We start from the raw sequence: 26,528 nt of genomic DNA, 5'->3' as shown, positions 1-26,528 counted from the left end.
GCCGAAAGGGGGAGGCAGCCGAAAGACTGCCTCCCCTTAAATATCTCATTTCATATCTGAATGACCGTATATAATGGCACCATACATCCCTATGCAAAGAAGGATATAATAAGGGCCACCACAAATCCCGTACCGCCCACCAGCGTCTCCATGATGGTCCATGTCTTAAGGGTAGTCTTTTCATCCAGTCCCACCAGTGATTTCACGAGCCAGAAACCGGAGTCATTAAAATGGGAACAAACCGTTGCCCCTCCTGCCACTGCCGCTGTGACACAGGCCAGGTACAGAGGGGACAGGGTTGCGATTTCCGGCATGGCTGCAATGATGCCGGCAGCCATGGTCATGGCAACGGTCGCAGAACCCACAGAAATACGCACCAGGGCAGCCACCACAAAAGCCACTACCACAATAGGAAGGGAGGCCGAGGACACCGCATTGCCAATCACATCACCCAGACCGGAGTTCTGAAGCATGAACCGGAGCACGCCGCCGCATGCTGTCACCAGAAGAATCAGTCCGGTAGGCTCCAGGGACTTGGTCAGCACCTTTTCCAGCTCCTCATTGCTGTATCCGTGGCGGTATCCCAGAAGGACCATGGCCACAACCGTCGCGATGGTAAGAGCCACAAACGGCTCGCCCAGGAATCCCAACACGGGCTGTACAGAGGCAAGGGCAGGCATCACCTTTGCAATGGAATTCAGGATAATGAGAACCAGCGGAATCAAAATAATTCCCACGATTGTCCCAAACTTTGGAAGCTTGGATTCGTCAAAATCCTCCTGGTTTGCAATGTGTTCCGGAACCGGGATGTCATACTTATTTCCACAGATAGTACCCCATATGGGCCCGGCCACTATCATGGCGAAGATACCGCACACAATACCTACCATGATGACCCAGCCCAGGTCCACGCCCAGCATGGTAGCCACCAGCACCGGCCCCGGTGTGGGCGGGATAAATGCATGGCCTACTGCCAGACCGGCCAGCAGGGGAATGGCATAGAACAGAGAGGAACGTTTGGTTCTCTTGGCAAGAGAAAAGGCAAGAGGAATCAGAATAATGAGTCCCGCATCGAAGAATACCGGCATGGCAATGACAAGACCGGTGATTCCCAGAGCCCAGGCCGCCTTCTTGTCGCCGAATTTTTTCACCATGGTGACAGCCAGTGTCTGAGCGCCCCCTGATATCTCCAATATGGAGCCGAACATGGAACCCAGGCCCACAAGCAGAGCGATTCCCTTAAGTGTACTGCCAATTCCTTCATTTACAGAGCTTATGATGTCCCCAAAAGGCATACCCGCAATCAGGCCGATGGCCACTGCGCCTACCAGAATGGAAATCATTGCCTGTACCTTGAATTTGATGATTAAAAGCAGCAGAATCACCAGCCCTGTCAGAGCCGCTATAATCAGTCTGGTCGGTTCCAGAGCTGCAGCAGTTGTTGTTGTCATACTTATTACCCTCCTATAATTTCACACAAATATTTGCCGGCCAGTCTCCGCCAATCAGACCATGTATCCGCCTTTCATGGGAGATACTGCATGTTCGGAATAGATTTTAAGAACACCTTTCTTATACTTTGCTTCCCTGGGTTTCCAGGCCTTCCTGCGCTCTGCAAGAATCTGCTCCACTTCTTCCCCGGGAAGCTCCTTACCCTTTACGCCTATGATTTCCAGTACGCGTTCCGGAATATCAATCCGGATAAGGTCATCCTCTTCCACCAGTGCAATGGGCCCTCCGTCCGCTGCCTCAGGTGATACATGTCCGATGGCCGGTCCCTTGGATGCTCCGGAGAACCTGCCGTCCGTGATAAGGGCTATGGTCTTGCCCAGCTCCGGGTCAGAGGAAATGGCCTCTGTGGTGTAGAACATTTCCGGCATTCCCGACCCCTTAGGTCCCTCATACCGAATGAACACGGCATCTCCCGGCTGTATCTTCCTGGAGATGACTGCCTCAATGGCATCCTCCTCGCAGTCAAAGGGTTTCGCCCTCAGGACCGCTTTAAACATTTCCCTGGGAACAGCAGAATGTTTTACCACGGAACCCTCCGGCGCCAGATTTCCTCTTAATATGGCCACGGTTCCGTCTGTTCCAATGGGCTCCTCAAAGGTCCGGATAACATCGGTGCGCTTCAGACCCCATTTTTTCAGGTATCCGTCGCATTTGTCATAAAATCCATTGGCCTTAAGCTCTTCCAGATTCTCTCCCAAAGTCTTTCCTGTAACTGTCATCACATCCAGATGGAGCATGGACTTAATTTCTTCCATCACTGCCGGGACACCGCCTGCATAGTAGAAAAACTGTGCGGGCCACTTACCGGCAGGCCGGATATCCAGCAGATAGTGGGCGCCTCTGTGCATACGGTCAAATGTGTCGGCGTCAATCTCCAGCCCCAGCTCATGGGCAATGGCAGGGATATGAAGCAGGGAATTGGTAGAGCCGGATATGGCTGCATGCACCATGATGGCATTCTCAAATGACTTCATGGTCACGATATCGCTTACCTTAAGGCCCTTCCCGGCCAGTTCCATGACCTGGAGACCGGCCTTATATGCCATTTCCCTCAGGTCCGCGCAGGTTGCCGGCATCAGCGCAGAGCCGGGAAGCATCAGACCCAGTGATTCGGCCATGATCTGCATGGTGGAGGCGGTACCCATGAAGGAACAGGCACCGCAGGATGGACAGGCATTGTGCTTATAATAGGTAAGCTTTTCTTCGGTAATTTCACCTCTCTGGCACATGGCTGAATAAGCGCCAATCTGCTCCAGAGTCAACAGGTCGGGACCCGCATCCATGACACCGCCAGTCACCACGATGGACGGCATATCAAGTCTTGCCAGTCCCATCAGGCAGGCCGGTACGGATTTGTCGCAGCTTGCAATGAACACACCGCCGTCAAACCCTGTGGAATTGCCGTGAATCTCAATCATATTGGCAATCATATCCCTGTGCGCAAGGGAATAGTTGATGCCGTCATGCCCCTGGGCAATGCCGTCACATATGTCTGTGGTAAAATACCTGGCTCCCTTTCCGCCCGCATCCGCGATTCCCCGCATAGCTTCATTCACTAACTGGTCCAAATGGGCGCTGCCCGGATGGCTGTCGCCAAATGTACTCTCAACCATAATCTGTGGTTTGTCCAGGTCCTCCACCTTCCACCCCATGCCGATTTTTAACGGGTCGTTCTCCGGTGCCAGCGCTCTTACTCTTTGACTGTTCAGTTCCATAAAATGCCTCCTCTTTTTCTTCGCATCTGACGTCTGACTTATTTGTAGTTTTATAGTAGCATTTCTGGATTATTCTTTCAAGTCGTCAGACTTGTTTTCTACTTAATTGTCAAAAAAATTTAACAAAGTTGTGCATTATACACAATTGCACGCTGCCGTTTTCCCAGTATATTACATTTCTCTTATTTTTTGCCATGTATGTCTTACGTCTGTGCCAAAAGTTGTCAGATGTATTTGTTTTTCTCTTTCAATTAGCCGCAAAAAAATACCTATAAGGAAAAGTATTCCCTTTTATCTGTTTCCGGGAGATACGTTAACTTATAGGTATTACTGCTTATTGATATTACCAATATACCCAACCCTACGCCTCACGCCCATCCCTCATCAACTGCCTAATCATATTCCTGTTAAAAGTCATATGCATCATCATGGCGGTCTTGGCACCGATTGGGTCGTGCTCCGCGATGGCATCCGTCACTGCCCTGTGGGTCATGACGGTCTCGTCCGTCAGCTTTTTATGGGTTACATTGACAAACATAAGGACAGCCGTATCAATAATGGGAATCAGCTGTTCCACCACCTTATTCTTGGAGCATTCAGCCACACAGGTATGAAAGGCGATGTCGTCTTCTATGTAACTGTCTCCAACCTTTATTTTCCGTTCCACACTGTCACACAGATTCCTCAGCTTCTCCACATCCTCCTCTGTTGCGTTAAGGGCCGCCATCTCTGCGATTCCCGGCTCCAGTATGATGCGGACATTTACCAAATCCAGAGCCAGGGCCATCTTGTCCTCCACAGCCCCCAGGCCCAGGGGGTCCATGTCCACCGGCGTAGTGCTGACCACATACGTACCAGACCCTCTCCTGACTTCCAGGATTCCTCTGGAAATCAAAAGCTTCACCGCCTCCCGGATGGTACTCCTTCCCACGCCGAACCTGTCTCCCAGCTCAAATTCATTGGGAAGCTTAGCTCCTACGTCTATGGGTGTGTCCAGTATATACTGGTATATCTGCTCCTGAACCTGCTCTGCCAGCAGTTTGTTTTTCAGATTGGACAGTTCTCCTTTGTTGGCCTTCTGCATTTTCCTAAAGACATCCTTTCCCGGTTATTGCTGTGTGATCGAATCCTAATTATTCTAACATATTTTAAACCGGTTTACAAATACATGTATGAATGCACCAACTATCCATCCCGCAGTCCGGAAGACTTTCATCTCCCGGCTCCGGTATCCGTTTAAAAGGAAGGCCCGGAACCGTACACGGAAATTTAATGTACCTTGACTTCCTCTCTCAGCAGAAACACATTCCCATCCATATCATAGAACTGAAACATGCTGCCATAAGGCATTTTCATGATATCTCCGGTTCCACTTCCAGCCATTTCTGGTCAGCGCCCATCTGCTGCTCCAGACGCACGATAAATCTCATCCTTTCTGTCCAGAAATCCCTGGCTTCCTTTTGGTTCTTCACATACAATGTTATTTTTCCAATAGAGTCAATCATGATTCGCCTTTCCTCATTTCCGCTTTCTCTTTTACCATAAATAATGCCCGGCAAACAAGATTTTCATTCGATACAAGGAAGAAAAGAAAAAACAGCAGCTCCCCCGGATAATATTCCAGAAAAGCTGCTGTTGATAAATTATTTATTTAAGTATACCATATGCTATTTATCACTGTACTTATTACATATCTTCACCACCAGGCCGCTTAGGGCAAGCAGTGCCATGGCATTAGGTATAACCATCAGACCATTGAAGAAGTCCGCCAAATCCCATACCAACTCCAGCTTCAGGGCGGAACCGATAATGATACAAGCTACCACTAATAAGGAATACACCTTTGCTGCCTTGTCGCCAAACAGATACTTCGCATTGATAAGGCCAAAGAAATGCCAGCCCAGAATCGTAGAGAACGCGAAGAATAAAAGGCAGACCGCAACAAATACAATACCAAAGGTACCAAATCCTTTCATGAACGCAGCCTGTGTAAGAGCGGTGCCGTTCTTGCCAGACTCAAGAGCGCCTGTGGTCAGTACGGAAAATACAGTCAGGTTAAGGATTACAAATGTATCGATAAATACGCTGATCATAGCGCAAAGTCCCTGCTTATGAGGATTCTCCGCAGTTGCCCTTGCATGAGCATGAGGTGTGGAACCCATACCAGCCTCGTTGGAGAAAAGGCCTCTGGCAACACCGAAACGGATGGCTTCTTTGACTGCAATACCTGCGCCTGCGCCTAATACTGCCTGAGGAGCAAATGCGCCAACAAAAATCATCTTAATAGCTGCAGGAAGATTAGTAATATTCATTATAATAATAATCAGGCTTCCCACAATATACACGCCTGCCATGATAGGAACTACCTTCTCAACAACGGATGCAAGCCTCTGTGTTCCACCCAGGAAAACAAATGCTGCTACGGCTGCTACGATAACGCCTATGACAACCGGAGAAATAGTAATGTTAAATGCTCCGAAAGCCTCTGTAAATGCAGCGCCGATAGAGTTAGCCTGAACCATGTTGCCCATGAATCCCAGCGCAAGCACAATAAAGATTGCAAATAATCCCGCAAGAACCTTGCCAAGAGTGCCCTTAAAAGCTGCCTTTATGTAATAAACAGGACCGCCGGTTACCTCACCATTTATCTCAGTCTTAAAGTTCTGGGCCAGAGTTGCCTCTGCATAAATGGTTGACATACCAAAGAATGCACTTACCCACATCCAGAATATAGCACCAGGTCCGCCTCCTAAAAGAGCAGTGGCGGCGCCTGCCAGGTTGCCGGTACCAACCTGGGCTGCAATTGCGGTTGCAATTGACTGGAACGGTGACATCTCACCTTTTTCGTGCTTCTCTCCGTTAAGGCTGAGGTGCCCGAATACCAGTTTCCAGCCTTCACCAAACTTTCTCACCTGAATGAACCTCAAGCGGATCGTGTAGTAAATTCCGGTGCCGCACAGAAGAACAATCAGCAGAAAACTCCAGAGAAAGCTGTTACCTTTTGCTACAAGATTTGTAATAACGTCCATTCCTAATTCCCCCTATACGTTTAATTGGCCGCATATAGCGGCATTCATATTTGTGCTGATATAATCAGCGCTCCAAAGAGCGGGATGTAAACATACAATAGGGACACCCACCATAGATGGGAAAGTATGCCTCCCTTTTGCCTGTGAGCATGGAAGATTCTATGGACGCTTATATCTGTCCTGCGCTTTCGCGCTCTCACAAAATCTCCCTGGAGTTTTCCTTATTCCTCCAGCATAGTACTCAATTATTCACAAAGAAAAAGCCTATACCTTCGCCGTTAGAAAAAGGATTTTTTTATAGATTGTTTTTATTTTATCATACTCTATCTATAAATTCAATGATTGTTTATCTGGTTTTTAGAGATTTTTAGTTAATTTTATGGTTTTTTAAAATTTATCTCATTTTCAGCTTGGCAGAATATTTATGGTATGTAAATAGAAATGGAAAAAGCTGAGTTTCCTGTATTCCAAGATTCCCAGCTTTTATATTTGCGATTATATGATTTCTTATGAGATGCGGCGGGGTTTATTATTCCCACTCGGCGTGTTCTTTGAGGATATTAAACATTTTTGTTTAAGTGAGGGTATGAAAAAAAGTCTGTAAATTGAAATCTTCTATGATAGGTTAATGAGAAAGGTAGGTGGCTGTCGTGACCACCTACCTTTACTATACGGATGCTTTTGGCTTCTGTCAAGATATTTTGGAAAGATCTATCAAATGTGGTACACTTCTGATATAAGATCATCAGGAGGTATCTCATGAAGCTAAAAACAGACGAACCCTTTGTGCCAGAAAATATCAGGGTAAAAATCAATAAACTGCAGGCTTTGCTGGATCAGGCCGCAGACTTATATAATGATATCTATGAATGGTACGACCGCGAACTGAAATCTTATAACCCGAACGCTTCCGCGGATGATGAATTGTTTGACCCTGGTACAGGCACTGTTGTGGAAGGGATCGATTATCTGGCGGTCATGGAATCCCTGTCCGAACTTCAGACAGCCAACGAATGTAAAGCGTGGGAGAATTAGCCCTGCGCCCCTTCAGCCTGGCTCCCGGATATATCCGCCCGTATCAGGGATTTAATGGCTCCCTGTACGGAGGTATCCCGGCTGTATTTCTGCTTCCTGATCCAAGCAAGGATATCGGCATCTGTCTTGTTGTTCAGTTTCAGCTTGACCTGTGTGGTATTCCACTCATCATACCTTCCCTGCGCCTCATATTTTGAAAATCCATACATGGATGACTCCTTTCCGGATAGGTGTACACCTATGCCTGTGTGTACTTATTCCGGCAGTCGGCCTTCATACATGATCGACAGTTCCCCGTAAACCTGCCCCCAGTTGCGGATGGGCATTGTCCATTTCTTCGTGGCCTCAAAGGTCGCCAGATACAATGCCTTCAGAAGCGCTGTGCTGCCGGGGAATACGCTCCTCTGGCGGTTGAGCTTGCGGTAGGTGGAATTGAGGCTCTCTATGGCGTTGGTCGTGTAGATCACCTTTCGCACCTCCATTGAGAACTTAAAGATCGGCGAGACTACATCCCAGTTGTCGTGCCAGCGCTTCATAGAATTCGGATATTTCGGCGTCCACTTTTCTGTCACCTTCTCCAGCGCCTCCAGGGCTTTCTCCTCGTTCGCAGCGTGGTAGATAGTTTTCAGATCTGTGGAGAATGCTTTCCGGTCTTTGTCAGAGACATATTTGAGTGTGTTGCGTACCATATGCACGATGCAGCGCTGTTGTTCCGTCTTCGGGAATGCTGCCGATATGGCCTCCTTAATGCCCGTGAGTCCGTCTGAGCAGAGGATGAGGATATCTTTCACTCCGCGGTTCTTCAGCTCATTCAGGACAGAGAGCCAGTACTTGGAACTCTCATTTTCCCCGATTTGTATACTTAAAACTTCCTTTTTCCCTTCCAGCGTGAGGCCAAGGATGACATAGGCGGCAAGCTTGCGGATCACTCCGTTCTCCCGGACAGAATAATGGATTGCGTCAATATAGACTACCGGGTAAACCTCCTCCAGCGGGCGGTTCTGCCAGTCTTCGATCTGTGGAAGAAGCTTGTCCGTCACATCCGAAATGAAACCCTCAGAAGCCTCGAACCCATAGATATCCATCAGCGTGTCGGATATCTGGCTGGTGGTCATGCCTTTTGCATACATGGAGATGATCTTCTGGTCGATACTGGAGATATCCTTTTGCCGCTTTTTTACTACCTGTGGCTCAAACGTCGACTTCCTGTCCTGGGGCACCTGGATGTCCATGCTCCCGAAGCTGCTGTTGATTCTCTTGGGCTTGTAGCCGTTGCGGTAATCGTCGGAATCAGAACGTTCCGATTTTTCATAACCGAGGTGGTCATCCATCTCAGCCTCCATCATCTCTTTCAGGGTACTTCCCAGAAGGTCTTTCAGGGCCTCCTGGATGTCCTCAGCAGTCTGGATGTCATACTCCTCCAACAACTGATGGACAATGTTCCTTTTGCCCTCCGTCATAACTACCTTGTGTACAGGTTGCTTTTCTCTTCTCGCCATAATAATAGGCCTCCTTATGATAATAGATTTTATCATAGAAGACCTACTGCTTGATAGCTATTTACAGAAAAACTTTCATACTCCCGTTTAAGTTTTATGTTTATTCTACCGATATTTTATCTCAATTACATATATTATTCTAGCTTACTGATTTACTGTTGCTGTTGTTGCTAAGCTAATTTGTCATCCATACTGCTCTGCTTGAATGTCAGAGACTTGCTCTGTATAATGTCAATGAACATTCTACAGAAAGAGAAAGTCCCAGAAGACCCTCCCGCTAAGTTGTGTCCTCTGAGACTCATGATAAAACCATGATTATTGTATCAGAGTACACGGAATCTGACAAGGGGGATGGCGTAATTACTATCCATTGTAACGAAAATTGTATATGCCCCATATGCCGGTCCCCTGTCAGCCACCGTGACTGGAAACCACGAATCATGAAGCTGGATGGCGGACAGGTGGTGTGGCTGATGATTGAGCGGAGACGGTGTGACAATGAGGGCTGCCGGAGGCTTCACAGTCTTCTCCCTGATAAGCTCGTCCCTTATAAGCATTATGGCTCCGACCTTATCGCTGCCGTGCTGGATGGTGATATCATGCCGGAGGATACCATGAACGAGGATTATCCTTGTGATGAAACCATACGGCGGTGGCACCACTGGCTTATGGCAAACTTCTCCCGGACAGAAGGTTACTGTCGGCAGGCTATGAGCCTCTTAAGGAATCCCGGACTGGCCGGCGCGGCCATTTTGGAAACAATTAGGAAATCCTGTGACAGGTGGCTTCCCGCTGTCCTGCGCATGGTCTATAACTCAGGCGGTTTCCTGGTATCCGTCTGAGGACATCTTATATGCACCCACTTTGTTTTGGCTGTCAGCGCTTTTTGCGGTATGCTGTCCAAAAAGGAGGTGCATACCATGCAGACAATCAAAAAAGATTTAAACTGGAGGGATAACGAGGCGCTCTCACGCTACACCTTGATCGCGCCACTGCTTGATGAGAGCCTGGATCCCGCCAAACGCAGCCAGCTGCGGGAAGAAGCAGCCTCAAAGTCAGGCTTATCCGAGCGTACCATCTTCCGGTACCTTGCCGCCTATGAAGAAAAAGGCTTCGAGGGTCTCAAACCCGTCGTGCCGGCTCAGGCGGTTGTCTCCGGGAGGCTGCCGGATAATTACCGGAAGATTGTGGAGCAGGCAATCCAACTGAGGAAGGAAGTACCCAGGCGGAGCGTGGAGCAGATCATCTTCATCCTGGAGCAGGAGGGCTGGGCGGAGCCGGGCGTACTCAAGCGCCCTACCCTGCAGCGTCACCTTTATAAAGCCGGTTTCGGCACGAGACAGATGCAGACATACGCAAGCGCACGCGAAAGCTCGTCCAAACGTTTCTGCAAGCCCAACAGGATGATGATGCTGCAGGCTGATATCAAGTATGGGTGTAAGCTCCCCATAGGGAAAAACGGGGCGATGGTGCAGACATATCTGTCCTCCGCCATCGATGACCACTCCAGATACCTGGTCCATTCCCGGTTTTATGACAACCAGGAGGAAAGCATCGTGGAGGATACCTTCCGGAACGTCCTCTTGAAGGCCGGGGCTTGTGATGCCGTATACTTTGACAACGGTTCGCAGTATGTGGCAAAACAGCTGAAATTCTCCCTTGCCAGACTTGGGATTACGGTTCGGCACGCAAAAGTCCGCAGCGGAAAATCAAAGGGGAAAATAGAAAAATTCCATCAGGTGGCCGATGCTTTTCTCAGGGAGGCCCGGATCCATAAGGTCAAAACACTGGAAGAGCTTAACCGGCACTGGAAAAACTACCTGGAGGAATACTACCATAAGCAGCCGCACGAGGGCATCCGGGAGTATTATGAGAGCCTTGGCATGCCCGTCCCACCAGAAGGGATCACCCCTCTCCAGGAGTGGAACCGGGACTGCCGGCCTTTAAAGTTCCTGGATACATCCGTAGTGGCGGAAGCGTTCCTCCATCATGAAGAACGCCTTGTTGACAAGGGCGGCTGTATCAGCTTTCAGGGCCGCAAATATGAGACAAAACCGTCCCTTATCGGTTTCCGGGTGGAGATTTCCTATGACCCTGCTTCGCCGGAAACCATCACGATCCGCCATAAAGGGATTGAACCGTTTACCGCAAAGCCGCTCGAAATGAGGCCGTTTTGTGATAAAAAAGACCCCCTGCCGATTTCCATGCAGGAAACGGAGCCGGATAATTCCCGTATGCTGGAGGCGCTGGAAAAGAAGAGCGCAGCATCCAAAAAGCACATGGCAGATGCCATCTCTTTCGGACAGTACAGGAAGGATGGTGGCAGCAATGTATAAAGCTTTTTACGAAATGCAGCGTCTCCCTTTCGTGCGCGATATCCCGTCGGGGATGCTGTATGAGTCACCGGCGATGGCGGACACCCTTGGGCGCCTGTCTTATGTGGCAGACCGCCAGCTGTTCGCCGTGGTGACGGCGGATGCCGGGTGCGGCAAGTCAACGCTGGTGCGCCGTTTTGTGGAGACGCTCCCCAAAGAGGAATATATCTTCCTCTACCTGTCGGACTCCAAACTGACCCCAAGATGGTTCTACAAAGGCATGCTCGACCAGCTGGGCGTGGAATCAAAGTTCTACCGCGGCGATGCCAAGAGGCAGCTTCAGAAGGAGGTGGAGATCATCCGCGGCGTGCAGGGCAGGAAAGTCGTCTGCATCCTGGATGAAGCACACCTTCTGGAAAAAGAGACCATTGAGGAATTCCGCTTCCTGCTGAATTATAAATTCGATTCTATGAGCCCTATGGCACTCGTGCTCGTCGGGCAGACGGAGCTGTGGGATAAACTCCGGCTCCAGCGGTATGCGGCCGTCAGGCAGCGGATTGATTTAAGCTGCATCCTGCCCCATCTTGACCGTGCGCAGACGGAAAGATATATCCGTTCCCACCTTGCGTATGCCGGAGGCAGGCAGGATATCTTTACCGATAAGGCCATGGACGAGAGCTTCCGCGAGTCCACGGGGATCCCAAGGCGCATCAACCGGATCTGTAACGGCTGCCTGATGTACGCCAGCCAGCAGGGAAAGCGTCTCACGGACGAACATCAGGTAAGGTTTGTCCTCGAACATGAGATGCTGGGAGGTGAGGCCTGATGGTTCAGAACAAAGAACATCGCCCGGCAGAGACCTTTGCTGACCGCATGCGCCAGTCCGGCGTATTGGATCTGCTGGAGGAATACATGGACATCCGGGACGAACTGGAGGAAGCCCTCAATTCCATAGAACTGCTCCATGGGGATATCAGGATCGCCATGGATGACATCAGCGGACAGCTTGAAGATCTTCAGGAGCATATGGATAACGTCAGCAGTAAACTGCGCAGGTTCAAATCGCCGCATGCAAAGCAGTATGAAGTTGTCAAAGATCAAGGCGTGCTTCCATTTGACTGAAAAGCCTATGCAGGAGCACTCTCTATCAAAACGATGGTTTTAAGGGTGGAGAAATCCACCCAGAAGCCACCGCAATGACTGACATGAGTTAGAGCAGCCTGCTGAAAAATGAACAAATCTGGTCAGCGTCATATCAGGAGGTCAGTAACATGTTGCCAAAGTGTTGCCACGCTTTTATGATACCAATCTCATTCGGATAAAGCAATCTTTTTCTGAAGTTTATTCCTATCTTTCCAACAACCTTCTACTAATATCCGAAGCACTGTAAAGCACTCTTACTACAACCACTTTATCATCTTCAATCACATAAAAAGCAGAAAAGTTGTCTATCGGAAACTGTCTTAATCCCATGCTATGTTCCGGCTCTGATTCCATCACCCGCACTCGCTCTGGAAACATATCTAATCCTTCAATCGCCTTTGCAATTCGGTTATATTGTCCCATTGCATTTTCCGATGCTTGTAGTTGCTCTGCAATATAGGAATAAATTTCTTCCATATCAGCCAATGCTTTATCGGTAATTTGTACTTTATACTGCATGATATCAATGATTCTCCCGGAACTTTGCAAATGCGGAAGCTGCATCCTGCACTCTGCCTGCCTTAACATCCTCGTATCCTTCATGTAGCTTTGCATGAATTTCTTCTACATTCATCAGATCAGCATTAACAGATACAGGTGCTTTTGGCAGAGTTACAGAAAAAGGAATACCACCAGTCAACGAAATCTGATTTAAATACATATCGATTGCTGTCGACATTGGGATTCCTAAACGTGACAACACATCTTCTGCACGCTGTTTTACACTTGGATTTACTCTCAAATTTAAAGTTGCTGATTTTTCCATTTGCATTCATCTCCTTTATCTAATTGTAACGCATTTGTTGTTACTATTCAACTGTAATTTGCAATATTATTTACCAAGCACTAAATCATATCTACATCCTATATCAGTTATATTATCATTTACATCTGTTATTGTATGATAAAAGAAAAACGGTGATTTTTATGCGGGTGATATCTTCCAAATCTAAAAATTCAGAATCCTTTTATATCTCCAAAGGCTATATCAATGATAAAGGGGCAAATACTTCTGTCATCGTCCGAAAGCTCGGCACTTTAAATGAACTGATCAAAGAACACGGGCCCACGCGCGATGATGTGGTCGCATGGGCCCGTGAGGAAACGCGGATCGAAACCCAAAAATATAAAGACGGGTTAAAAGAAAAAGCTGTACAGATCACTTTTCATGCCGACAGAAAACTCCCATATGACCAGCAGGTGCGCTATCATGGTGGATATCTTTTTCTCCAGGCCATTTATTACCGCCTGCAGCTTGATAAAACCTGCCGGAAGTTAAGGGACAGATACAGATTTAAATATGATATCAATGCTGTCCTGTCCGATATCGTTTACGCCAGGATCCTTGAACCTGCCAGCAAACGTTCAACTTTTAAGGCCGTGTCCGATTTTTTGGAACCCCCTTCCTATGAACTGCATGATGTTTACCGTGCCCTGGATATCTTCGGGAAGGAATGTGATTTTATCCAGGCAGAACTATATAAAAACAGCCATCTCCTTGGCATAAGGAATGACAGGCTCCTTTACTATGACTGTACGAACTTTTACTTTGAAATTGAGCAGGAAGCCGGAGAAAAGAAATACGGCAAAAGCAAAGAACACCGCCTGAACCCTATCGTACAGATGGGACTGTTTATGGACGGTGACGGTATTCCGCTTGCATTTTCCCTTTTCCCGGGAAATGCAAATGAAAAGACTTCTTTGAAACCACTGGAAGAAAAAGTCCTTTCGGAGTTCGGATGCCGGAAATTCATTTACTGCAGCGATGCCGGTCTCGGCTCAGAAAAAATCAGGACATATAACCATATGGGGGAGCGTGCCTTTATTGTCACCCAGTCCATAAAAAAACTGCGGGCAGAGGACAAAGGATGGGCACTTGATAAAAAAGGCTTCAAAAGGCTTTCTGACGATAAACCTGTTGACATTTCAAATCTCCCGGAAGATGACAGCGGCCTTTATTATAAAGATATGCCTTATACCCCGCATAAGCTGCACCAGAGGCTTATCATCACCTACTCTCCCAAATATGCCAGATACCAGAAAACAATCCGCGGCCGCCAGATAGAAAGGGCACAGAAGATGATTAATTCCGGCAGCATAAAAAGGAACGGAAAAATCCGAATGCCCCGGCAAGGTTCATAGGAAAAATGGCGGTCACTGGGGAAGGCGAAGCGGCTAAGATACATCATTATCTTGATACGGATAAAATCTCAGAAGAAACTCTTCATGACGGGCTTTATGCTGTCGCGACAGACCTTTTGGATGACAATGTGGCGGATATTTTAAAAGTGAGCGAGGGTAGGTGGCAGATAGAGGAATGCTTCCGGATCATGAAAACGGATTTTGAAGCACGCTCTGTATACTTGCAGAATGAAACCCGGATAAAAGCGCATTTCCTTTCATGCTTTCTGGCACTCGTTGTATACGGATACCTTGAAAAGGAACTGGGCGGAAAATATACCTGGGAAACCATCTTGGAAAAGCTGCGTGGTATGGACTTCGCAAGCGTACAGGAGCAGGGCTTTATGTCTTTGTACAAAAGGGATAAATTAACAGATGCACTGCATCAGGCCTGTGGTTTCCATACAGACTACGAGTTCATTACGAAACGGCACATGAAAACAATTCAGAAAAAAAGTAAAGGCAGGGAATAAATTACCATATATTAAAACGAAGCAGCAAATCCCCACAAAGCCCATATTTACAGGTTTGTGGGGATATTTTGTACTCATCAACTGTCAAAGATGAGATTATACTCTATTTACTTACTGTAATTCAAGAACAATATAAAACGATTTGCTGGCTCCTGAATCTGATCTGTAGATTCATTCCTCTCAAGCAGTGGGCCTTCGATGACTCCCATTCCCCTAATTACCAGAAATTTACCACTGACCGTCTCCCTGTTATCAAGCCCTTCATTCAACAGGACTGGCAGTTCCTTCTTGAATACTATCTCTGGAAATATGGTAAAACAGTTAAGCCGGTCCAGCGACGCAATGGGAAGTCCATACCAGATGATGTCGTCTGCCCTCTCTGCGGTGCCCCGCATCACTATCTCTACGATAACAACGGCGGCAACGGCCAGTACCAGTATAAAGTCTGCGGACAGACCTTCGTTACCGGGGACCTTGTCTCCACTCCGGTCCGTTTTGTCTGCCCCTACTGCGGACATTCCCTCGTCCCTAAAAAGACCGTAAGTTTTTTTCGACTGCACAAGTGTGTCAGCCCAAAGTACCCGTTCTAACCGCATAACCTTTCCAAGGTTGATAAAGAGCACCTTAAGGAGGAGTTCGGTAAGAATAGATATAAGCTCCATTATCTTTACCGGGAATTCACCGTGGATTTCTTCCGCATGGACTTGGATTCCCTGCCCAGGAACGCCTCCTCACTCAAGTTTTCTAAGCATAACGCTCACATCATGTCCCTGTGTCTTACCATGCATGTGAACCTCCAGCTTTCCCTGCGCAAGACCGCACAGGCCCTCCATGACCTCTATGGCATCCGCATCTCTCACCAGCAGGTTGCCAACAATGCCAGAACAGCCGCCGTGGTCATCAAACCCTTTGTTGACCATTATGATTACCCGAAATCCTCTGTATTCACTGCCGCTGAAACCTATATCAAGGTCCGCGGCATCAAAGGCTACATCTGGTTTATTATGGACGCCGCCTCCCGCTCCATTCTCGGTTACCAGGTTTCCGACAACCGCTCAGTTGGCCCATGCATCCTTGCCATGCGCATGGCTTTCCGGGGCATGAAGAAGCTCCCGGATACGTTCCGTTTCATTGCCGATGGTTACAGCGCCTATCCTCTGGCCGCTTTACAATTCGCTAAGGAACCGGGCGATGATTTCAAGTTTAACATCACGCAGGTGATTGGGCTCACAAACAATGATGCCGTCTCTAAAGAGTTCCGCCCGTACAAACAGATGATTGAACGGCTCAACCGTACCTTTAAATCGACTTACCGAGTCAGCTGCGGTTATGATAATTACAACGGTGCCAACTATAACGTAGCTTTGTGGGTTGCCTATTATAATTTTCTGCGTCCTCACAGGCACAACCATTATCAGGTCCTAAACAAGGTCGATCTGCTGGAAGGTGCGGACAATAAGCCTGGGAAGTGGCAGCTCCTGATCCTGTTCGGGCAGCAGACAATTCTTCATTTACAGGAACATCAGAACCTCGGCGAAATCTGTTCTTAGATTCCAAGCCAGAGGTAAAAACGCAGCCGTCCCGGAGGGACCTGCCCTTGATGGCACGCCAAACCAATGCTACCATGCTGTGACAACGATGGTGAAACTGAATCTGTTCTTGAGTTCTTCGCCATCGGTAAGACGTTCAGAGCATTGGTTTGGAGTGCTGTCAAGGGTGGCGTAAACTGCCGGCACCTTACCAGTCTGCCATTTTCAAGGTTCTAATCCGGCCGTTTTTTACGGCCTTAGGTTTTTCATAACTCACTTGACACCACCTTCTTTTTGTAGTGTTTTCGCTACTTTACATATCTTCATTATATGTGGCGGCTTCGCTATTGTCAAGTATTTTAAATTGCAGGTAGCCAAAAAATTTGCCACATGGTATAATGTAGCTATCTCGATACATGGAAGGTGATTAAAATGACCATTGGCGAAAAAATAAAATATTGCAGAAAGCAAATCGGTATCACCCAAGACAAGCTGGCTGAACTAACCGGTATACACCCAGTTTCCGTACGAAAATATGAGACAAATAAAATGCAGCCACAACCTCCTCAGTTAGAGAAGATTGCAGCTGCTCTTGGTGTAAGTTATAACGCCCTAAACGGTAGCGATACTGCCGGACTCCGTCTGGAAACAGTCGGCGATCTGATGGGTGTACTTATGGTGCTTTGTAATTCTGGCATCCTCCGGATTACCGGCGAGCGTGGGGAAGATAAGCTATTAAAGGATGAAACAGTATCTATCCAGTTCAATCACATCCTTTCCTCTTATCTGGAATTTGGCTATTTTTCCAGAGGAAAAGAACATACATTAGCCTTGCAGGACGCTCTTTTAAATATCAGAAATTATAAGGTGCTTAATGACCTGTTGAAATGGGAAAAGATGAATTTCATCTACCAGAGTGCTCTGAAATCTGTTGGTGAAAATCCAAATGAAGCTACTCAAGCAGCTATTGATGAAATCGCGGAGACGAAAGAAAAAGTGGAATTGGAGTTACAAAAAAGTCAAATGCTAATACTACAGCGAACTCCCTGAGTGGCGTGTTTCCCCTTTCTTTGGTATAATAAAGAAAAAGGGGCTGATACTATGATGAATCCTACGATGTTCGATCCGATTGCATTAGATGCTTGGTATTCCGATGAAAATAATGATTCCTTACTCCAAACGGAACTGGAACACTATCTTCAAAATTATTTTTCCTGTTTTTCCCAGCAGCCACAACGAAGGTTGTTCCAAACTTTTATACAAGGGCTTTTGAGCCCGTTGGAACGCAAATCGATTGAGCCAATTGCCCTTCACTTTTCCGGTGAAAAGTATGTCAGACCCTTGCAGCAGTTCTTTACCCGTTCCCCTTTTGATGAGCAGCCCCTTCTGGATACCTACCAGGAGCTCCTGTCCAGGCAGATTGGGGCAGGCTGCGGCATGTTGTCCGTGGATGACACAAGCTTTGTAAAAAAAAGGGAAGCATTCCGCCGGGGTAAAACGGCAGTACTGTGGCTGCCTGGGGAAAACGGAAAACTGCCAGTCCGGGGTGTTCCTTGCCTACGCCGGGGACAAAGGATATGGGCTTGTGGATTATGAACTGTACATCCCAAAGGAATGGTTCAGCGGGGATTATTCCAAGCTGCGTGAGGAATGCCATATCCCGGAAGAAAAGACATTTGCCACCAAAAACCAGATAGCCCAGCACATGCTCAACCAGGTAATTAAGAGCGGCCGGTTCCAGGTCCAGTGGGTGGGGTGTGATGCAGCCTATGGAAATGACCACGGTTTCCTGGACGGATTGGAGCTGCCGGAAGGTGTATGGTATTTTGCGGCAACCAATGCAAAAGAGCAGGTATTCCTGGAGTATCCGCAGCAGTCCTTCCCCGAAACGAAAAGGGGCCGTCCCCGTAAGCACCCGGTACTATCTAATGGCCCGACATCCGTGCGTGATATTGCAGAGGATCCATCCCTGCCATGGGAAACGGTGGTGCTGGCAGAAGGGACAAAAGGCCCAATCATTGCAGAACGGAAATTCCTGCGTTGTTTTTCCTGCCGTGCAGACGGAAGCCGGAATTATGTGAAGCCAGGGGATGAAATATGGCTTTATCTGAGGAAATATGCAGGTGATGAAATAAAATATTTCGTCAGTAACGCCCCCGCGGACCTCCCGGTAGGGGAACTGGACAGGGCAGCAACGTTAAGGTGGCCGATTGAACAATGCTTTGAGGAATGCAAGAGCAATCTGGGGATGGGGGATTATGAGTGCCGCAGCTACCAAGGCTGGAACCGCCATATGCTGTTTGTAATGATAACCCATCTGTTTGCCACCCAGATACGGGAAATCTTTAAAAAAAAGCAATCCCGTTGACAATGCCGATGGTAATCAAACTCATGCATGGGATAATTGTATATACAGTAACTGATATGAAAAAAATAGTAAGTTACCATATACGCAGGAACCATAATGCATATCTATCACACAGAAAAACCAAACTTTTAAAAGTTCGCTGTAGTACTAATCCACCACCAATAATTAGTGTATGTTTTATTGGTAATTAATCTATAATAGAATTATATAAATAAAGGAGCGTGTTAAAATGGAAAAACATATACAACAATTTAATATCCACGCATACAAAGGAATTCATGATTTAACATTAGACCATTTAAATTCCATAAATATTCTTACTGGTGATAACAATAGTGGAAAAACCAGTGTTTTGGAATTACTTTCAAGTCTCGATAATCCCCAAAATACTGGTGCTTGGTTATTATGTTCCAGAACTGATAGCTTACGAAGTAGAAACAGATTGTATTTTAATGGCTTTTACAATATGTTTCCTATTGATAACGACATAAAAAACATCTCTTACAGTTTTGTAGATGAAGCAAATATATTAAATACTATAAAACTAATGGCAGAAATTGAAGAAACTCAGATTTCAGAAAGAGAAATGTATCGTCTCAATGGATTACTTAGAACCGGATCCACCAAAAGAGATGATGAAATAATTGATGCACTTTGTATGCACTTATACACTTATATTAACAATGACAAAGTCAATGAAGATAGCATTTATGACTTTCAATCGAAAATTTCAAGATTTGTTAATAAAAAAGTTCGCTTTACAAGAACAACCTATGTTTCACCTGTTGACCATGCTACTGGTATGCTTAATCTCGATTATATATTATCCGATTCCGAACTTTATGAAGAAATGTTAAATATACTTCAAGTATTTGATGATAATATCACTAATATCAATGCGCTTAAAAATGATAACAATCCATTTTTTACAGAATACATGGTATTAACAAAGAATCACTCAAAGGCTTTACCTTTAACCGCATATGGCGATGGAATGAAAAAAGCCTTGCTTTTATTAAGTGCCGTTGTTAGATCTCGTAATGGAATTCTATTACTAGATGAATTTGAGACAGCTATACACACGTCCGCCATGGATTCTATTTTTTCATGGTTACTTAAAAGCGCATTAAAATTGAATGTACAAGTTTTCTTGACCTCTCACAGTAAAGAAGCCATTGAAAAAATTATGCAATGCAGTGCCGAATTGCAACCATATATTAACTTATATACTCTATACAATTTTGAAGGTAAAAATTATGTTCGTACGATGACATGCCAAGAGGCTATCAATGCACAATATAATTTAGGATTGGAGTTGAGATAATGAATAATATTATTTTATGTGAAGGATCCACTGATTATTTTTTATTACAATATTATATGAGAGAAGCCTATCAGTGGATTGATGATAAATCAATTCAAGCAAATGCATTGAAATTGCCAAAACAAAAATCAAGAAATCTGATTAAAAATTCTAATATATTAACCATTATGTCAGTAGGCGGATGTAGTAGACTTGGCGAAGGATTAAGAGCTGTGTTAGACCGTAATTATTTATCTCCACCTGATTTATCGAATGCTTACAGTAATATCGTTATCATTACTGACCGTGATGAGGTAGGAACCGAACAATCCTTTATTCAAGTAGTTTCCAGCATTCTAACCGAATATAATGTAACATATACAGATACTTTTACTAATAACCATTGGATTCATTGTAAAATGACTAATCAAATGGGAGTTGATGAAGAATTTTCCATACTCCTGATGATTATTCCGTTCGAAGAAAATGGTGCAATGGAAACCTTCCTTTTAAATGCCATAAGCACCGATGAGCCATATGATAAAATCATTATAGATAGCTGTAATCATCTTGTTGACAATGTAGATCCCGATGCAAAATATCTTTCCTCAAGACGATATATTACAAAAGCAAAATTCCATACATATTTTTCAATTCGAACTCCTGCCGAGCAATTTGCAGAAAGACAAAACATATTGAAAAATGTAAAATGGGAACAATACACCAAACTCCAGACTGAATTTGAAAAATTAGGCGAATTATAATTTTGTACTCAAACTGTACTCACCTCACATACAAAGAGCCCGGAACCCCGCATAAACGCTGGATTTCCGAGCTCCATTTTTTTATTCCCACTCCAGACAGACAGTATGCTATATAAGTGAAAATCATTGATTTTAAGGCATTTGCAGGAACTATTAACCAGTAAAATTTATATGAAACCAAATAAAAAATGCAATAAAAATGTAACCGAAGTACAGTCAGATTGATATAGTAAACCTATAAAATCTCAATATGTCCCCTGATAGACGTTCAGCAGTGAGCGTCTATTTTTTTACTCCAAAACCAGAAAGGACGTGATACTATGAAGAAATCACCGCCGCCGGAGCGTTCCCCTCCTCTCCCAGACTGAATCACGAAAACCACTATCAAATACAACATTCAGAAAGGACAGGTAAATCTATATGGAATTAAAATTCGTTATCCCCAACATGGAGAAGACATTCGGCAACTTGGAGTTTGCCGGAGAAGACAAAACAGAGCAGCGGAGAATCAACGGACGCATGGCGGTACTCTCTCGCGGCTTCAACCTTTATTCAGACGTACAGAGGGCAGATGATATTGTGGTTATCCTCCCTGCCGAAGCCGGAGAGAAACATTTTGACTTTGAGGAACGTGTGAAGCTCGTCAATCCCCGTATCACCGCAGAGGGCTATAAAATCGGCACAAGGGGCTTCACCAACTACATTTTACACGCTGACGATATGGTAAAAGTGTAAGGAAAAGGAGGACATCAGACTATGAGATTAGCAAACGGAATCGTGATTGACAAGGAAGCAACATTCGGGACATTGAAATTTTCTGCCCTCCGCCGGGAGGTTCACATCCAGAATGAGGACGGAACTGTGTCGGAAGAAATCAAGGAACGCACCTATGATTTAAAATCCAGAGGGCAGGGGCGTATGATTCAGGTTTCCATCCCTGCCAGCGTGCCGTTAAAGGAGTTCGACTACAACGCAGAAGTGGAAATCATCCATCCGGTGGCGGACACCGTGGCAACGGCTACCTTTCAGGGAGCGGATGTGGACTGGTACATTAAGGCAGAGGATATTATCCTGAAAAAAGGTGTTGCTATGAATCTACAACCGCCAAAGAAAGACCATCCGGCAGAGAAATAAGTCTATGAAATCTATCGCCGGATATGATGAGTATGAGCAGGACTTCCAGTTCCTTGCACTGCCGGAGTACCGCTGGATGGCGGAACAGCTTCTGATAGAAGCATTTGAGGACTACCAGCCCAAGGAGCCATTTCACGTTTACCTGCCGGACTGTTTATGCGGTGAGCCGTCCGGTTATACTTTTTTCTTTGAAGCCTGTACAGAGGGCAGAGGACACTCCCTGCTCTACACGGGCTTTTATTAAAATACTCCCCGGAGAAAGGAGGAATTTCGCCATGAAGCCGTTCCGTTCCCGTGGCAGGCGTATCCGCCCCACGGATAAAGACCTTGTGTTCCATACCGCCCTTGCCGCCTTGCTCCCTGTCTTCCTGCTAATTGTCCTGCTGTTTCATGCAGGGCAGCTTCGCCGGATAGACTGGCAGCATACTTCCCTCTCCCAGATGGTGCAGGGAATAAACCTCCCCTATCTGCTGTTCAGTTTGGGGATAGCCGGGCTTCTCTGTCTGGGGACTGCCTGTGCCAGTTACCATTATTGCAGGGATGGGATAAAACAACTCATCCACCGCCAAAAGCTGGCAAGGATGATACTGGAAAATAAGTGGTATGAAGTGGAGCAGGTACAGGCAGACGGCTTTTTCAAGGACCTGTCTTCCAGCCGTTCCAAAGAGAAGATTACCTGCTTTCCCAAAGTCTACTACCAGCTTAAAAACGGGCTGATTCACATCCGGGCGGAAATCACGCTGGGGAAATACCAGGAGCAGCTCTTAAACCTGGAAAAAAAGCTGGAAAGCGGCCTGTACTGTGAACTGACGGGCAAGGAATTAAAGGATTCCTATGTGGAGTACACCCTGCTCTATGATACCATTGCAGGCCGTATCTCCATTGAGGACGTACAGGCAAAAGACGGCAAGCTCCGGCTCATGAAAAATGTCTGGTGGGAGTATGACAAGCTCCCCCATATGCTCATTGCCGGAGGAACCGGCGGCGGAAAGACCTACTTCATCCTGACCCTCATTGAAGCCCTGCTCCGCACCAACGCCGTCCTGTTCGTGTTAGACCCAAAGAACGCCGACCTTGCGGATTTACAGGCGGTCATGCCTGATGTGTACTACAAAAAGGAGGATATGCTCGCCTGCATTGACCGCTTCTATGGAGAAATGATGAAACGCAGCGAAGACATGAAGCTTATGGAGAATTACAGGACAGGAGAAAACTACGCTTACTTAGGGCTTCCGGCACATTTCCTTATCTTTGATGAATATGTGGCATTTATGGAAATGCTCGGCACAAAGGAAAACGCCGCTGTCCTCAACAAGTTAAAACAAATCGTCATGCTCGGGCGGCAGGCTGGTTTCTTCCTGATTCTCGCCTGCCAGCGTCCAGACGCAAAGTATCTGGGGGACGGAATCCGTGACCAGTTCAATTTCCGTGTGGCTCTGGGGCGGATGTCGGAAATGGGCTATGGGATGATGTTCGGGGAAACCACAAAGGATTTCTTCCTAAAGCAGATAAAAGGGCGTGGCTATGTGGATGTGGGAACCAGCGTTATCTCAGAGTTTTACACGCCCCTTGTGCCAAAAGGACACGATTTCCTCAAAGAAATAAAAAAACTTACAGACAGCAGGCAGGGAGTGCAGGCGGCGTGCGAAGCAAAAGCCGCAGAAACGGACTGACCTGCTGTGGCTGGTGTGCCGTAAGGCACGCCAGCATGAACCCCTCGTATCTAACAGAGGGGTACAAATCGACAGGCAACAACCAAACAACAGGGCAGAATCCCACGGTACACAAGGGATTTTCCCATATCCGGCGTGTGTCAACAAGGCTATGAAAGTTGACATACGCTTTTTTAGACAGGAGGGATTTTCACTGAATGAAGAAACATGGGTACGGGAAATCAAAGAAAAACGGGAAATTTACGGTATCTCACAACAGAAACTTGCGTTAGCTGCCGGAATCACCCGTCCGTATCTGAGCGATATTGAAACGGGCAAGGCTCACCCATCCGAAGCATTACAGGAAGCCATCATGGAAGCTCTGGAACGCTTCAATCCAGACGCTCCTCTTGAACTGCTCTTTGACTATGTGCGGATTCGCTTCCCCACTACGGATGTGAAGCATATCGTGGAAGACGTACTGCGGCTAAAGCTGCCTTGCTTTATCCATGAAGACTACGGCTTCTACTCTTACACGGAGCATTACTATCTGGATGATGTTTTCGTTCTGGTATCGCCGGAACTGGAAAAAGGGGTGCTGCTGGAACTGAAAGGGCGTGGCTGCCGCCAGTTTGAAAGCTATCTGCTGGCGCAGGAACGGAGCTGGTATGAATTTTTCATGGATGTTCTCATGGAAGACGGCGTGATGAAGCGGCTTGACCTTGCCATCAATGACAAAACGGGAATCCTGAACATTCCCCATCTGACAGAGAAGTGCCGGAATGAGGAATGTATCTCGGTCTTCCGCAGCTTCAAAAGCTACCGCAGCGGTGAACTGGTACGGCGTGGGGAAAAAGAATGTATGGGGAACACCCTGTATATCGGTTCCCTCCAAAGTGAGGTGCACTTCTGCATTTATGAAAAGGACTATGAGCAGTACAAGAAGCATGATATTCCCATTGCAGACGCAGAGGTAAAGAACCGTTTTGAAATCCGGCTGAAAAATGAACGTGCCTTTTACGCCATCCGTGACCTGTTAGAACATGACAATCCAGAACGGACAGCCTTTCAAATCATCAACCGCTATGTCCGTTTTGTGGACAGGGACGATACAAAGCCCCGTTCGGACTGGCGTATCAATGAGGAATGGGCGTGGTTCATAGGGGAACGCAGGGGAAGCCTGAAACTGACAACGAAACCGGAACCCTATTCCTTTGAACGCACCCTGCACTGGCTCTCCCATCAGGTAGCACCCACGTTAAAGTTGGCTCTCCGTCTGGATAAGATGAACCACACCCAGATTGTCCATGACATCATCACCCATGCAAAACTGACGGAAAAGCACGAAAAAATCCTAAAGCAGCAAGCCGCCGCTGCAAAGGAGGTGGTGCTTTAACGGCGTCAATCTTAGAACTTAAGGAATCTTACAGGGTAGAAAGGAGCTTTTATGAATTTCGGACAGAATCTTTACAACTGGTTTTTATCCAATGCCCAGTCCCTTGTGCTGCTGGCAATCGTGGTGATTGGACTGTACCTCGGATTTAAGAGGGAATTTTCCAAACTTATCGGCTTTCTGGTGGTTTCCCTTGTAGCGGTCGGTCTGGTCTTCAACGCGGAGGGCGTAAAGGACATCTTACTGGAACTGTTCAATAAGATTATCGGTGCATAGAAAAAAACATATCACACTTCCGTTATGGAGCAAGCTCTGATTGCTTCATGGCGGAAGTCCACTAGGGGCTTGGGGAGCGTAACTCCCCAAACAACCTAACAGAGAAAGGATGTGTTACCGATTGAAGAAATGAGAATCTACATCCTGAACACCACACGGTTTTACCATGAAGATTTTGAGGAATATCCGGGGGCTTGGTTTTCCTGTCCCGTGGATTTTGAGGAAGTCAGGGAACGTCTTGGGGTTCAGAATGAGGAAGAAATTGAAATTGAAGATTATGAGCTGCCGTTTCCATTGGAGGGCAGCACAAGGCTCTGGGAAATCAACGCCCTTTGCCGGATAGTACAGGAAATGCAGGGAACGCCCCTCTATTATGAAATGGATGTGATACAAAAGCGGTGGTTCCATAGCTTTACGGAATTTATCGACAACAAAGACCACATACGCTGCTATCCAGTGCAGGACGGGGAATCCCTCGCCCGTTATCTGGTGCAGGAAACGCAGATATTTGGGGAAGTACATCCAGACCTGATGAACCATATTGATTATACTGCCATTGGTCGGAAACTGGAAACCAGCGAAAACTACCTGTTTACGGACAATGGTATCTTTTCTTACCGCTAAAGGGAGGTGGAAGAACTTGGAGGAAATGCGGATTTACATTGCCAACTTAGGAAAATACAATGAGGGCGAACTGGTAGGGGCATGGTTCACGCCGCCTGTGGATTTTGAGGAAGTTAGGGAACGTATCGGCTTGAATGATGAGTATGAGGAATACGCCATCCATGATTATGAGCTGCCCTTTGCGATTGATGAATACACCCCCATTGAGGAAGTCAACCGCCTGTGTGAAATGGTGGAGGACTTACCGGAATATATTCAGGAAGAACTATCAGAACTGCAATCCTATTTTGGCAGTATCGAAGAACTCTGTGAGCATGAGGACGATATTATCTTCCATTCCGGCTGTGACGATATGGCGGATGTGGCTCGCTACTATCTGGAAGAAACCGGACAGCTTGGGGAACTTACGGCACACTTACAAAACTATATCGACTATGAAGCCTATGGGCGTGACATGGAATTGGAGGGAACTTTTATCGTCACAAACCACGGCGTATATGAAATCTTACGGTAAACCCGTCTG

27 protein-coding genes and 2 pseudogenes are annotated in these 26,528 nt (G+C 46.6%); 20 read left to right on the top strand and 9 right to left on the bottom strand.

All coding sequences use genetic code 11. From position 1 onward, the window contains the following. Nucleotides 1–89: 89 nt before the first annotated feature. The 5 genes from LA360_RS20420 to LA360_RS20400 all read right to left on the bottom strand — a co-directional run bounded on the left by LA360_RS20420 (nucleotide 90) and on the right by LA360_RS20400 (nucleotide 6,256). A complete protein-coding gene (locus LA360_RS20420) occupies nucleotides 90–1,451 on the bottom strand; it encodes a GntP family permease (protein ID WP_057572616.1) in 1,362 nt (453 codons plus the stop codon). Nucleotides 1,452–1,505: 54 nt separating this feature from the next. Beyond that, nucleotides 1,506–3,227 carry a dihydroxy-acid dehydratase gene (gene ilvD, locus LA360_RS20415; RefSeq protein ID WP_089774943.1) on the bottom strand — a complete coding sequence of 574 codons (1,722 nt, stop codon included), beginning with the start codon at nucleotides 3,225–3,227 and terminating at the stop codon, nucleotides 1,506–1,508. Between the two features lie 361 nt (nucleotides 3,228–3,588). Further along, nucleotides 3,589–4,311 (bottom strand): FadR/GntR family transcriptional regulator, encoded by a 723-nt coding sequence (locus LA360_RS20410; RefSeq protein ID WP_112481527.1) that lies wholly within the window; start codon nucleotides 4,309–4,311, stop codon nucleotides 3,589–3,591. A gap of 268 nt (nucleotides 4,312–4,579) precedes the next feature. Then, nucleotides 4,580–4,732, bottom strand: coding sequence for a VOC family protein (locus LA360_RS30705; RefSeq protein WP_330378534.1), 153 nt, complete (start codon nucleotides 4,730–4,732; stop codon nucleotides 4,580–4,582). A gap of 162 nt (nucleotides 4,733–4,894) precedes the next feature. Then, a complete protein-coding gene (locus tag LA360_RS20400) occupies nucleotides 4,895–6,256 on the bottom strand; it encodes an alanine/glycine:cation symporter family protein (RefSeq protein WP_112481526.1) in 1,362 nt (453 codons plus the stop codon). 759 nt (nucleotides 6,257–7,015) lie between these two features. Here LA360_RS20400 and LA360_RS20395 point away from each other — a divergent pair. Further along, nucleotides 7,016–7,291, top strand: coding sequence for a hypothetical protein (locus tag LA360_RS20395; RefSeq protein WP_112481525.1), 276 nt, complete (start codon nucleotides 7,016–7,018; stop codon nucleotides 7,289–7,291). Here the strand turns inward: LA360_RS20395 and LA360_RS20390 are convergent. Together LA360_RS20390 and LA360_RS20385 are read right to left on the bottom strand one after the other, a co-directional pair. Further along, nucleotides 7,288–7,500, bottom strand: a complete 213-nt coding sequence (locus LA360_RS20390; protein ID WP_112481524.1) for a hypothetical protein — start codon at nucleotides 7,498–7,500, stop codon at nucleotides 7,288–7,290. The genes LA360_RS20395 and LA360_RS20390 overlap by 4 nt on opposite strands. A 45-nt stretch (nucleotides 7,501–7,545) precedes the next feature. After that, nucleotides 7,546–8,751: an IS256 family transposase gene (locus LA360_RS20385; RefSeq protein ID WP_174713906.1), complete on the bottom strand. Its 1,206-nt coding sequence runs from the start codon at nucleotides 8,749–8,751 to the stop codon at nucleotides 7,546–7,548. A gap of 350 nt (nucleotides 8,752–9,101) precedes the next feature. Here LA360_RS20385 and LA360_RS20380 point away from each other — a divergent pair, with 350 nt between their 5' ends. The 4 genes from LA360_RS20380 to LA360_RS20365 all read left to right on the top strand — a co-directional run bounded on the left by LA360_RS20380 (nucleotide 9,102) and on the right by LA360_RS20365 (nucleotide 12,227). After that, a complete protein-coding gene (locus LA360_RS20380) occupies nucleotides 9,102–9,632 on the top strand; it encodes a DUF6431 domain-containing protein (RefSeq protein ID WP_146774921.1) in 531 nt (176 codons plus the stop codon). Nucleotides 9,633–9,710: 78 nt separating this feature from the next. Next, nucleotides 9,711–11,126 (top strand): DDE-type integrase/transposase/recombinase, encoded by a 1,416-nt coding sequence (locus tag LA360_RS20375; protein WP_112481523.1) that lies wholly within the window; start codon nucleotides 9,711–9,713, stop codon nucleotides 11,124–11,126. Beyond that, on the top strand, nucleotides 11,119–11,931 hold the full coding sequence (locus tag LA360_RS20370; protein ID WP_112481587.1) for an ExeA family protein: 813 nt from the start codon (nucleotides 11,119–11,121) through the stop codon (nucleotides 11,929–11,931). Before LA360_RS20375 ends, LA360_RS20370 begins: the two co-directional genes overlap by 8 nt. Further along, nucleotides 11,931–12,227: a hypothetical protein gene (locus LA360_RS20365; RefSeq protein ID WP_057573142.1), complete on the top strand. Its 297-nt coding sequence runs from the start codon at nucleotides 11,931–11,933 to the stop codon at nucleotides 12,225–12,227. The genes LA360_RS20370 and LA360_RS20365 overlap by 1 nt, the downstream gene beginning before the upstream one ends. A gap of 225 nt (nucleotides 12,228–12,452) precedes the next feature. Here LA360_RS20365 and LA360_RS20360 read toward each other — a convergent pair whose 3' ends face one another. Together LA360_RS20360 and LA360_RS20355 are read right to left on the bottom strand one after the other, a co-directional pair. Next, nucleotides 12,453–12,767 carry a type II toxin-antitoxin system RelE/ParE family toxin gene (locus tag LA360_RS20360; protein WP_080664617.1) on the bottom strand — a complete coding sequence of 105 codons (315 nt, stop codon included), beginning with the start codon at nucleotides 12,765–12,767 and terminating at the stop codon, nucleotides 12,453–12,455. A gap of 4 nt (nucleotides 12,768–12,771) precedes the next feature. Beyond that, nucleotides 12,772–13,074: a type II toxin-antitoxin system RelB/DinJ family antitoxin gene (locus tag LA360_RS20355; protein WP_057572613.1), complete on the bottom strand. Its 303-nt coding sequence runs from the start codon at nucleotides 13,072–13,074 to the stop codon at nucleotides 12,772–12,774. Between the two features lie 161 nt (nucleotides 13,075–13,235). Between LA360_RS20355 and LA360_RS20350 the strand changes: the two are divergent. The 15 genes and pseudogenes from LA360_RS20350 to LA360_RS20285 all read left to right on the top strand — a co-directional run bounded on the left by LA360_RS20350 (nucleotide 13,236) and on the right by LA360_RS20285 (nucleotide 26,519). After that, nucleotides 13,236–14,962: pseudogene (locus LA360_RS20350) on the top strand (IS1634 family transposase). Nucleotides 14,963–15,030: 68 nt separating this feature from the next. Continuing rightward, nucleotides 15,031–16,512, top strand: a pseudogene (locus tag LA360_RS31505) (IS6 family transposase). A gap of 411 nt (nucleotides 16,513–16,923) precedes the next feature. Further along, nucleotides 16,924–17,541 carry a helix-turn-helix domain-containing protein gene (locus tag LA360_RS20340; RefSeq protein WP_089774954.1) on the top strand — a complete coding sequence of 206 codons (618 nt, stop codon included), beginning with the start codon at nucleotides 16,924–16,926 and terminating at the stop codon, nucleotides 17,539–17,541. Between the two features lie 51 nt (nucleotides 17,542–17,592). Next, complete coding sequence (locus LA360_RS29795; protein ID WP_112481586.1) at nucleotides 17,593–18,087, top strand: transposase; 495 nt, start codon at nucleotides 17,593–17,595, stop codon at nucleotides 18,085–18,087. Continuing rightward, a complete protein-coding gene (locus LA360_RS20335; protein ID WP_174713907.1) occupies nucleotides 18,008–18,859 on the top strand; it encodes an IS701 family transposase in 852 nt (283 codons plus the stop codon). Before LA360_RS29795 ends, LA360_RS20335 begins: the two co-directional genes overlap by 80 nt. Nucleotides 18,860–19,088: 229 nt before the next feature. Next, a complete protein-coding gene (locus tag LA360_RS20330) occupies nucleotides 19,089–20,183 on the top strand; it encodes an AAA family ATPase (RefSeq protein ID WP_112481522.1) in 1,095 nt (364 codons plus the stop codon). Continuing rightward, nucleotides 20,183–20,926, top strand: a complete 744-nt coding sequence (locus LA360_RS20325) for a DUF3226 domain-containing protein (RefSeq protein ID WP_112481521.1) — start codon at nucleotides 20,183–20,185, stop codon at nucleotides 20,924–20,926. The genes LA360_RS20330 and LA360_RS20325 overlap by 1 nt, the downstream gene beginning before the upstream one ends. Before the next feature lie 420 nt (nucleotides 20,927–21,346). Then, nucleotides 21,347–21,661 (top strand): YdcP family protein, encoded by a 315-nt coding sequence (locus LA360_RS20320; protein ID WP_002566144.1) that lies wholly within the window; start codon nucleotides 21,347–21,349, stop codon nucleotides 21,659–21,661. Between the two features lie 21 nt (nucleotides 21,662–21,682). Further along, the gene (locus tag LA360_RS20315) at nucleotides 21,683–22,060 is read left to right on the top strand and encodes a YdcP family protein (RefSeq protein ID WP_002566145.1); all 378 of its coding nucleotides are present in this window, start codon (nucleotides 21,683–21,685) and stop codon (nucleotides 22,058–22,060) included. A gap of 4 nt (nucleotides 22,061–22,064) precedes the next feature. Beyond that, a complete protein-coding gene (locus tag LA360_RS20310; protein WP_112481520.1) occupies nucleotides 22,065–22,304 on the top strand; it encodes a hypothetical protein in 240 nt (79 codons plus the stop codon). A 31-nt stretch (nucleotides 22,305–22,335) separates the two neighbouring features. Next, nucleotides 22,336–23,733: an FtsK/SpoIIIE domain-containing protein gene (locus LA360_RS20305; protein WP_003524074.1), complete on the top strand. Its 1,398-nt coding sequence runs from the start codon at nucleotides 22,336–22,338 to the stop codon at nucleotides 23,731–23,733. 151 nt (nucleotides 23,734–23,884) lie between these two features. Next, entirely contained in the window at nucleotides 23,885–25,108 is a 1,224-nt protein-coding gene (gene mobT, locus LA360_RS20300) for a MobT family relaxase (protein WP_112481519.1), read from the top strand. A gap of 51 nt (nucleotides 25,109–25,159) precedes the next feature. After that, complete coding sequence (locus tag LA360_RS20295) at nucleotides 25,160–25,381, top strand: hypothetical protein (RefSeq protein ID WP_002566149.1); 222 nt, start codon at nucleotides 25,160–25,162, stop codon at nucleotides 25,379–25,381. A 129-nt stretch (nucleotides 25,382–25,510) separates the two neighbouring features. After that, the gene (locus tag LA360_RS20290; protein ID WP_007036144.1) at nucleotides 25,511–26,005 is read left to right on the top strand and encodes an antirestriction protein ArdA; all 495 of its coding nucleotides are present in this window, start codon (nucleotides 25,511–25,513) and stop codon (nucleotides 26,003–26,005) included. A 25-nt stretch (nucleotides 26,006–26,030) separates the two neighbouring features. Further along, entirely contained in the window at nucleotides 26,031–26,519 is a 489-nt protein-coding gene (locus LA360_RS20285) for an antirestriction protein ArdA (protein ID WP_038286771.1), read from the top strand. Nucleotides 26,520–26,528 lie beyond the last annotated feature (9 nt).

Origin of the sequence: Enterocloster clostridioformis (genome assembly GCF_020297485.1) — a bacterium.
GTDB lineage: Bacteria > Bacillota > Clostridia > Lachnospirales > Lachnospiraceae > Enterocloster > Enterocloster clostridioformis.
Note: the sequence above shows the minus strand (reverse complement) of the source record. Positions and strands in the feature narration are given on the sequence as shown.

Excerpts from the sequence above, each read along its gene's own strand:
- LA360_RS20420 (WP_057572616.1), bottom strand. The coding sequence starts at position 1,451 with ATGACAACAACAACTGCTGCAGCTCTGGAACCGACCAGACTGATTATA.
- ilvD (WP_089774943.1), bottom strand. The coding sequence starts at position 3,227 with ATGGAACTGAACAGTCAAAGAGTAAGAGCGCTGGCACCGGAGAACGAC.
- LA360_RS20410 (WP_112481527.1), bottom strand. The coding sequence starts at position 4,311 with ATGCAGAAGGCCAACAAAGGAGAACTGTCCAATCTGAAAAACAAACTG.
- LA360_RS30705 (WP_330378534.1), bottom strand. The coding sequence starts at position 4,732 with ATGATTGACTCTATTGGAAAAATAACATTGTATGTGAAGAACCAAAAG.
- LA360_RS20400 (WP_112481526.1), bottom strand. The coding sequence starts at position 6,256 with ATGGACGTTATTACAAATCTTGTAGCAAAAGGTAACAGCTTTCTCTGG.
- LA360_RS20395 (WP_112481525.1), top strand. The coding sequence starts at position 7,016 with ATGAAGCTAAAAACAGACGAACCCTTTGTGCCAGAAAATATCAGGGTA.
- LA360_RS20390 (WP_112481524.1), bottom strand. The coding sequence starts at position 7,500 with ATGTATGGATTTTCAAAATATGAGGCGCAGGGAAGGTATGATGAGTGG.
- LA360_RS20385 (WP_174713906.1), bottom strand. The coding sequence starts at position 8,751 with ATGACGGAGGGCAAAAGGAACATTGTCCATCAGTTGTTGGAGGAGTAT.
- LA360_RS20380 (WP_146774921.1), top strand. The coding sequence starts at position 9,102 with ATGATTATTGTATCAGAGTACACGGAATCTGACAAGGGGGATGGCGTA.
- LA360_RS20375 (WP_112481523.1), top strand. The coding sequence starts at position 9,711 with ATGCAGACAATCAAAAAAGATTTAAACTGGAGGGATAACGAGGCGCTC.
- LA360_RS20370 (WP_112481587.1), top strand. The coding sequence starts at position 11,119 with ATGTATAAAGCTTTTTACGAAATGCAGCGTCTCCCTTTCGTGCGCGAT.
- LA360_RS20365 (WP_057573142.1), top strand. The coding sequence starts at position 11,931 with ATGGTTCAGAACAAAGAACATCGCCCGGCAGAGACCTTTGCTGACCGC.
- LA360_RS20360 (WP_080664617.1), bottom strand. The coding sequence starts at position 12,767 with ATGCAGTATAAAGTACAAATTACCGATAAAGCATTGGCTGATATGGAA.
- LA360_RS20355 (WP_057572613.1), bottom strand. The coding sequence starts at position 13,074 with ATGGAAAAATCAGCAACTTTAAATTTGAGAGTAAATCCAAGTGTAAAA.
- LA360_RS20340 (WP_089774954.1), top strand. The coding sequence starts at position 16,924 with ATGACCATTGGCGAAAAAATAAAATATTGCAGAAAGCAAATCGGTATC.
- LA360_RS29795 (WP_112481586.1), top strand. The coding sequence starts at position 17,593 with ATGATGAATCCTACGATGTTCGATCCGATTGCATTAGATGCTTGGTAT.
- LA360_RS20330 (WP_112481522.1), top strand. The coding sequence starts at position 19,089 with ATGGAAAAACATATACAACAATTTAATATCCACGCATACAAAGGAATT.
- LA360_RS20325 (WP_112481521.1), top strand. The coding sequence starts at position 20,183 with ATGAATAATATTATTTTATGTGAAGGATCCACTGATTATTTTTTATTA.
- LA360_RS20320 (WP_002566144.1), top strand. The coding sequence starts at position 21,347 with ATGGAATTAAAATTCGTTATCCCCAACATGGAGAAGACATTCGGCAAC.
- LA360_RS20315 (WP_002566145.1), top strand. The coding sequence starts at position 21,683 with ATGAGATTAGCAAACGGAATCGTGATTGACAAGGAAGCAACATTCGGG.
- LA360_RS20310 (WP_112481520.1), top strand. The coding sequence starts at position 22,065 with ATGAAATCTATCGCCGGATATGATGAGTATGAGCAGGACTTCCAGTTC.
- LA360_RS20305 (WP_003524074.1), top strand. The coding sequence starts at position 22,336 with ATGAAGCCGTTCCGTTCCCGTGGCAGGCGTATCCGCCCCACGGATAAA.
- mobT (WP_112481519.1), top strand. The coding sequence starts at position 23,885 with ATGAAAGTTGACATACGCTTTTTTAGACAGGAGGGATTTTCACTGAAT.
- LA360_RS20295 (WP_002566149.1), top strand. The coding sequence starts at position 25,160 with ATGAATTTCGGACAGAATCTTTACAACTGGTTTTTATCCAATGCCCAG.
- LA360_RS20290 (WP_007036144.1), top strand. The coding sequence starts at position 25,511 with ATGAGAATCTACATCCTGAACACCACACGGTTTTACCATGAAGATTTT.
- LA360_RS20285 (WP_038286771.1), top strand. The coding sequence starts at position 26,031 with ATGCGGATTTACATTGCCAACTTAGGAAAATACAATGAGGGCGAACTG.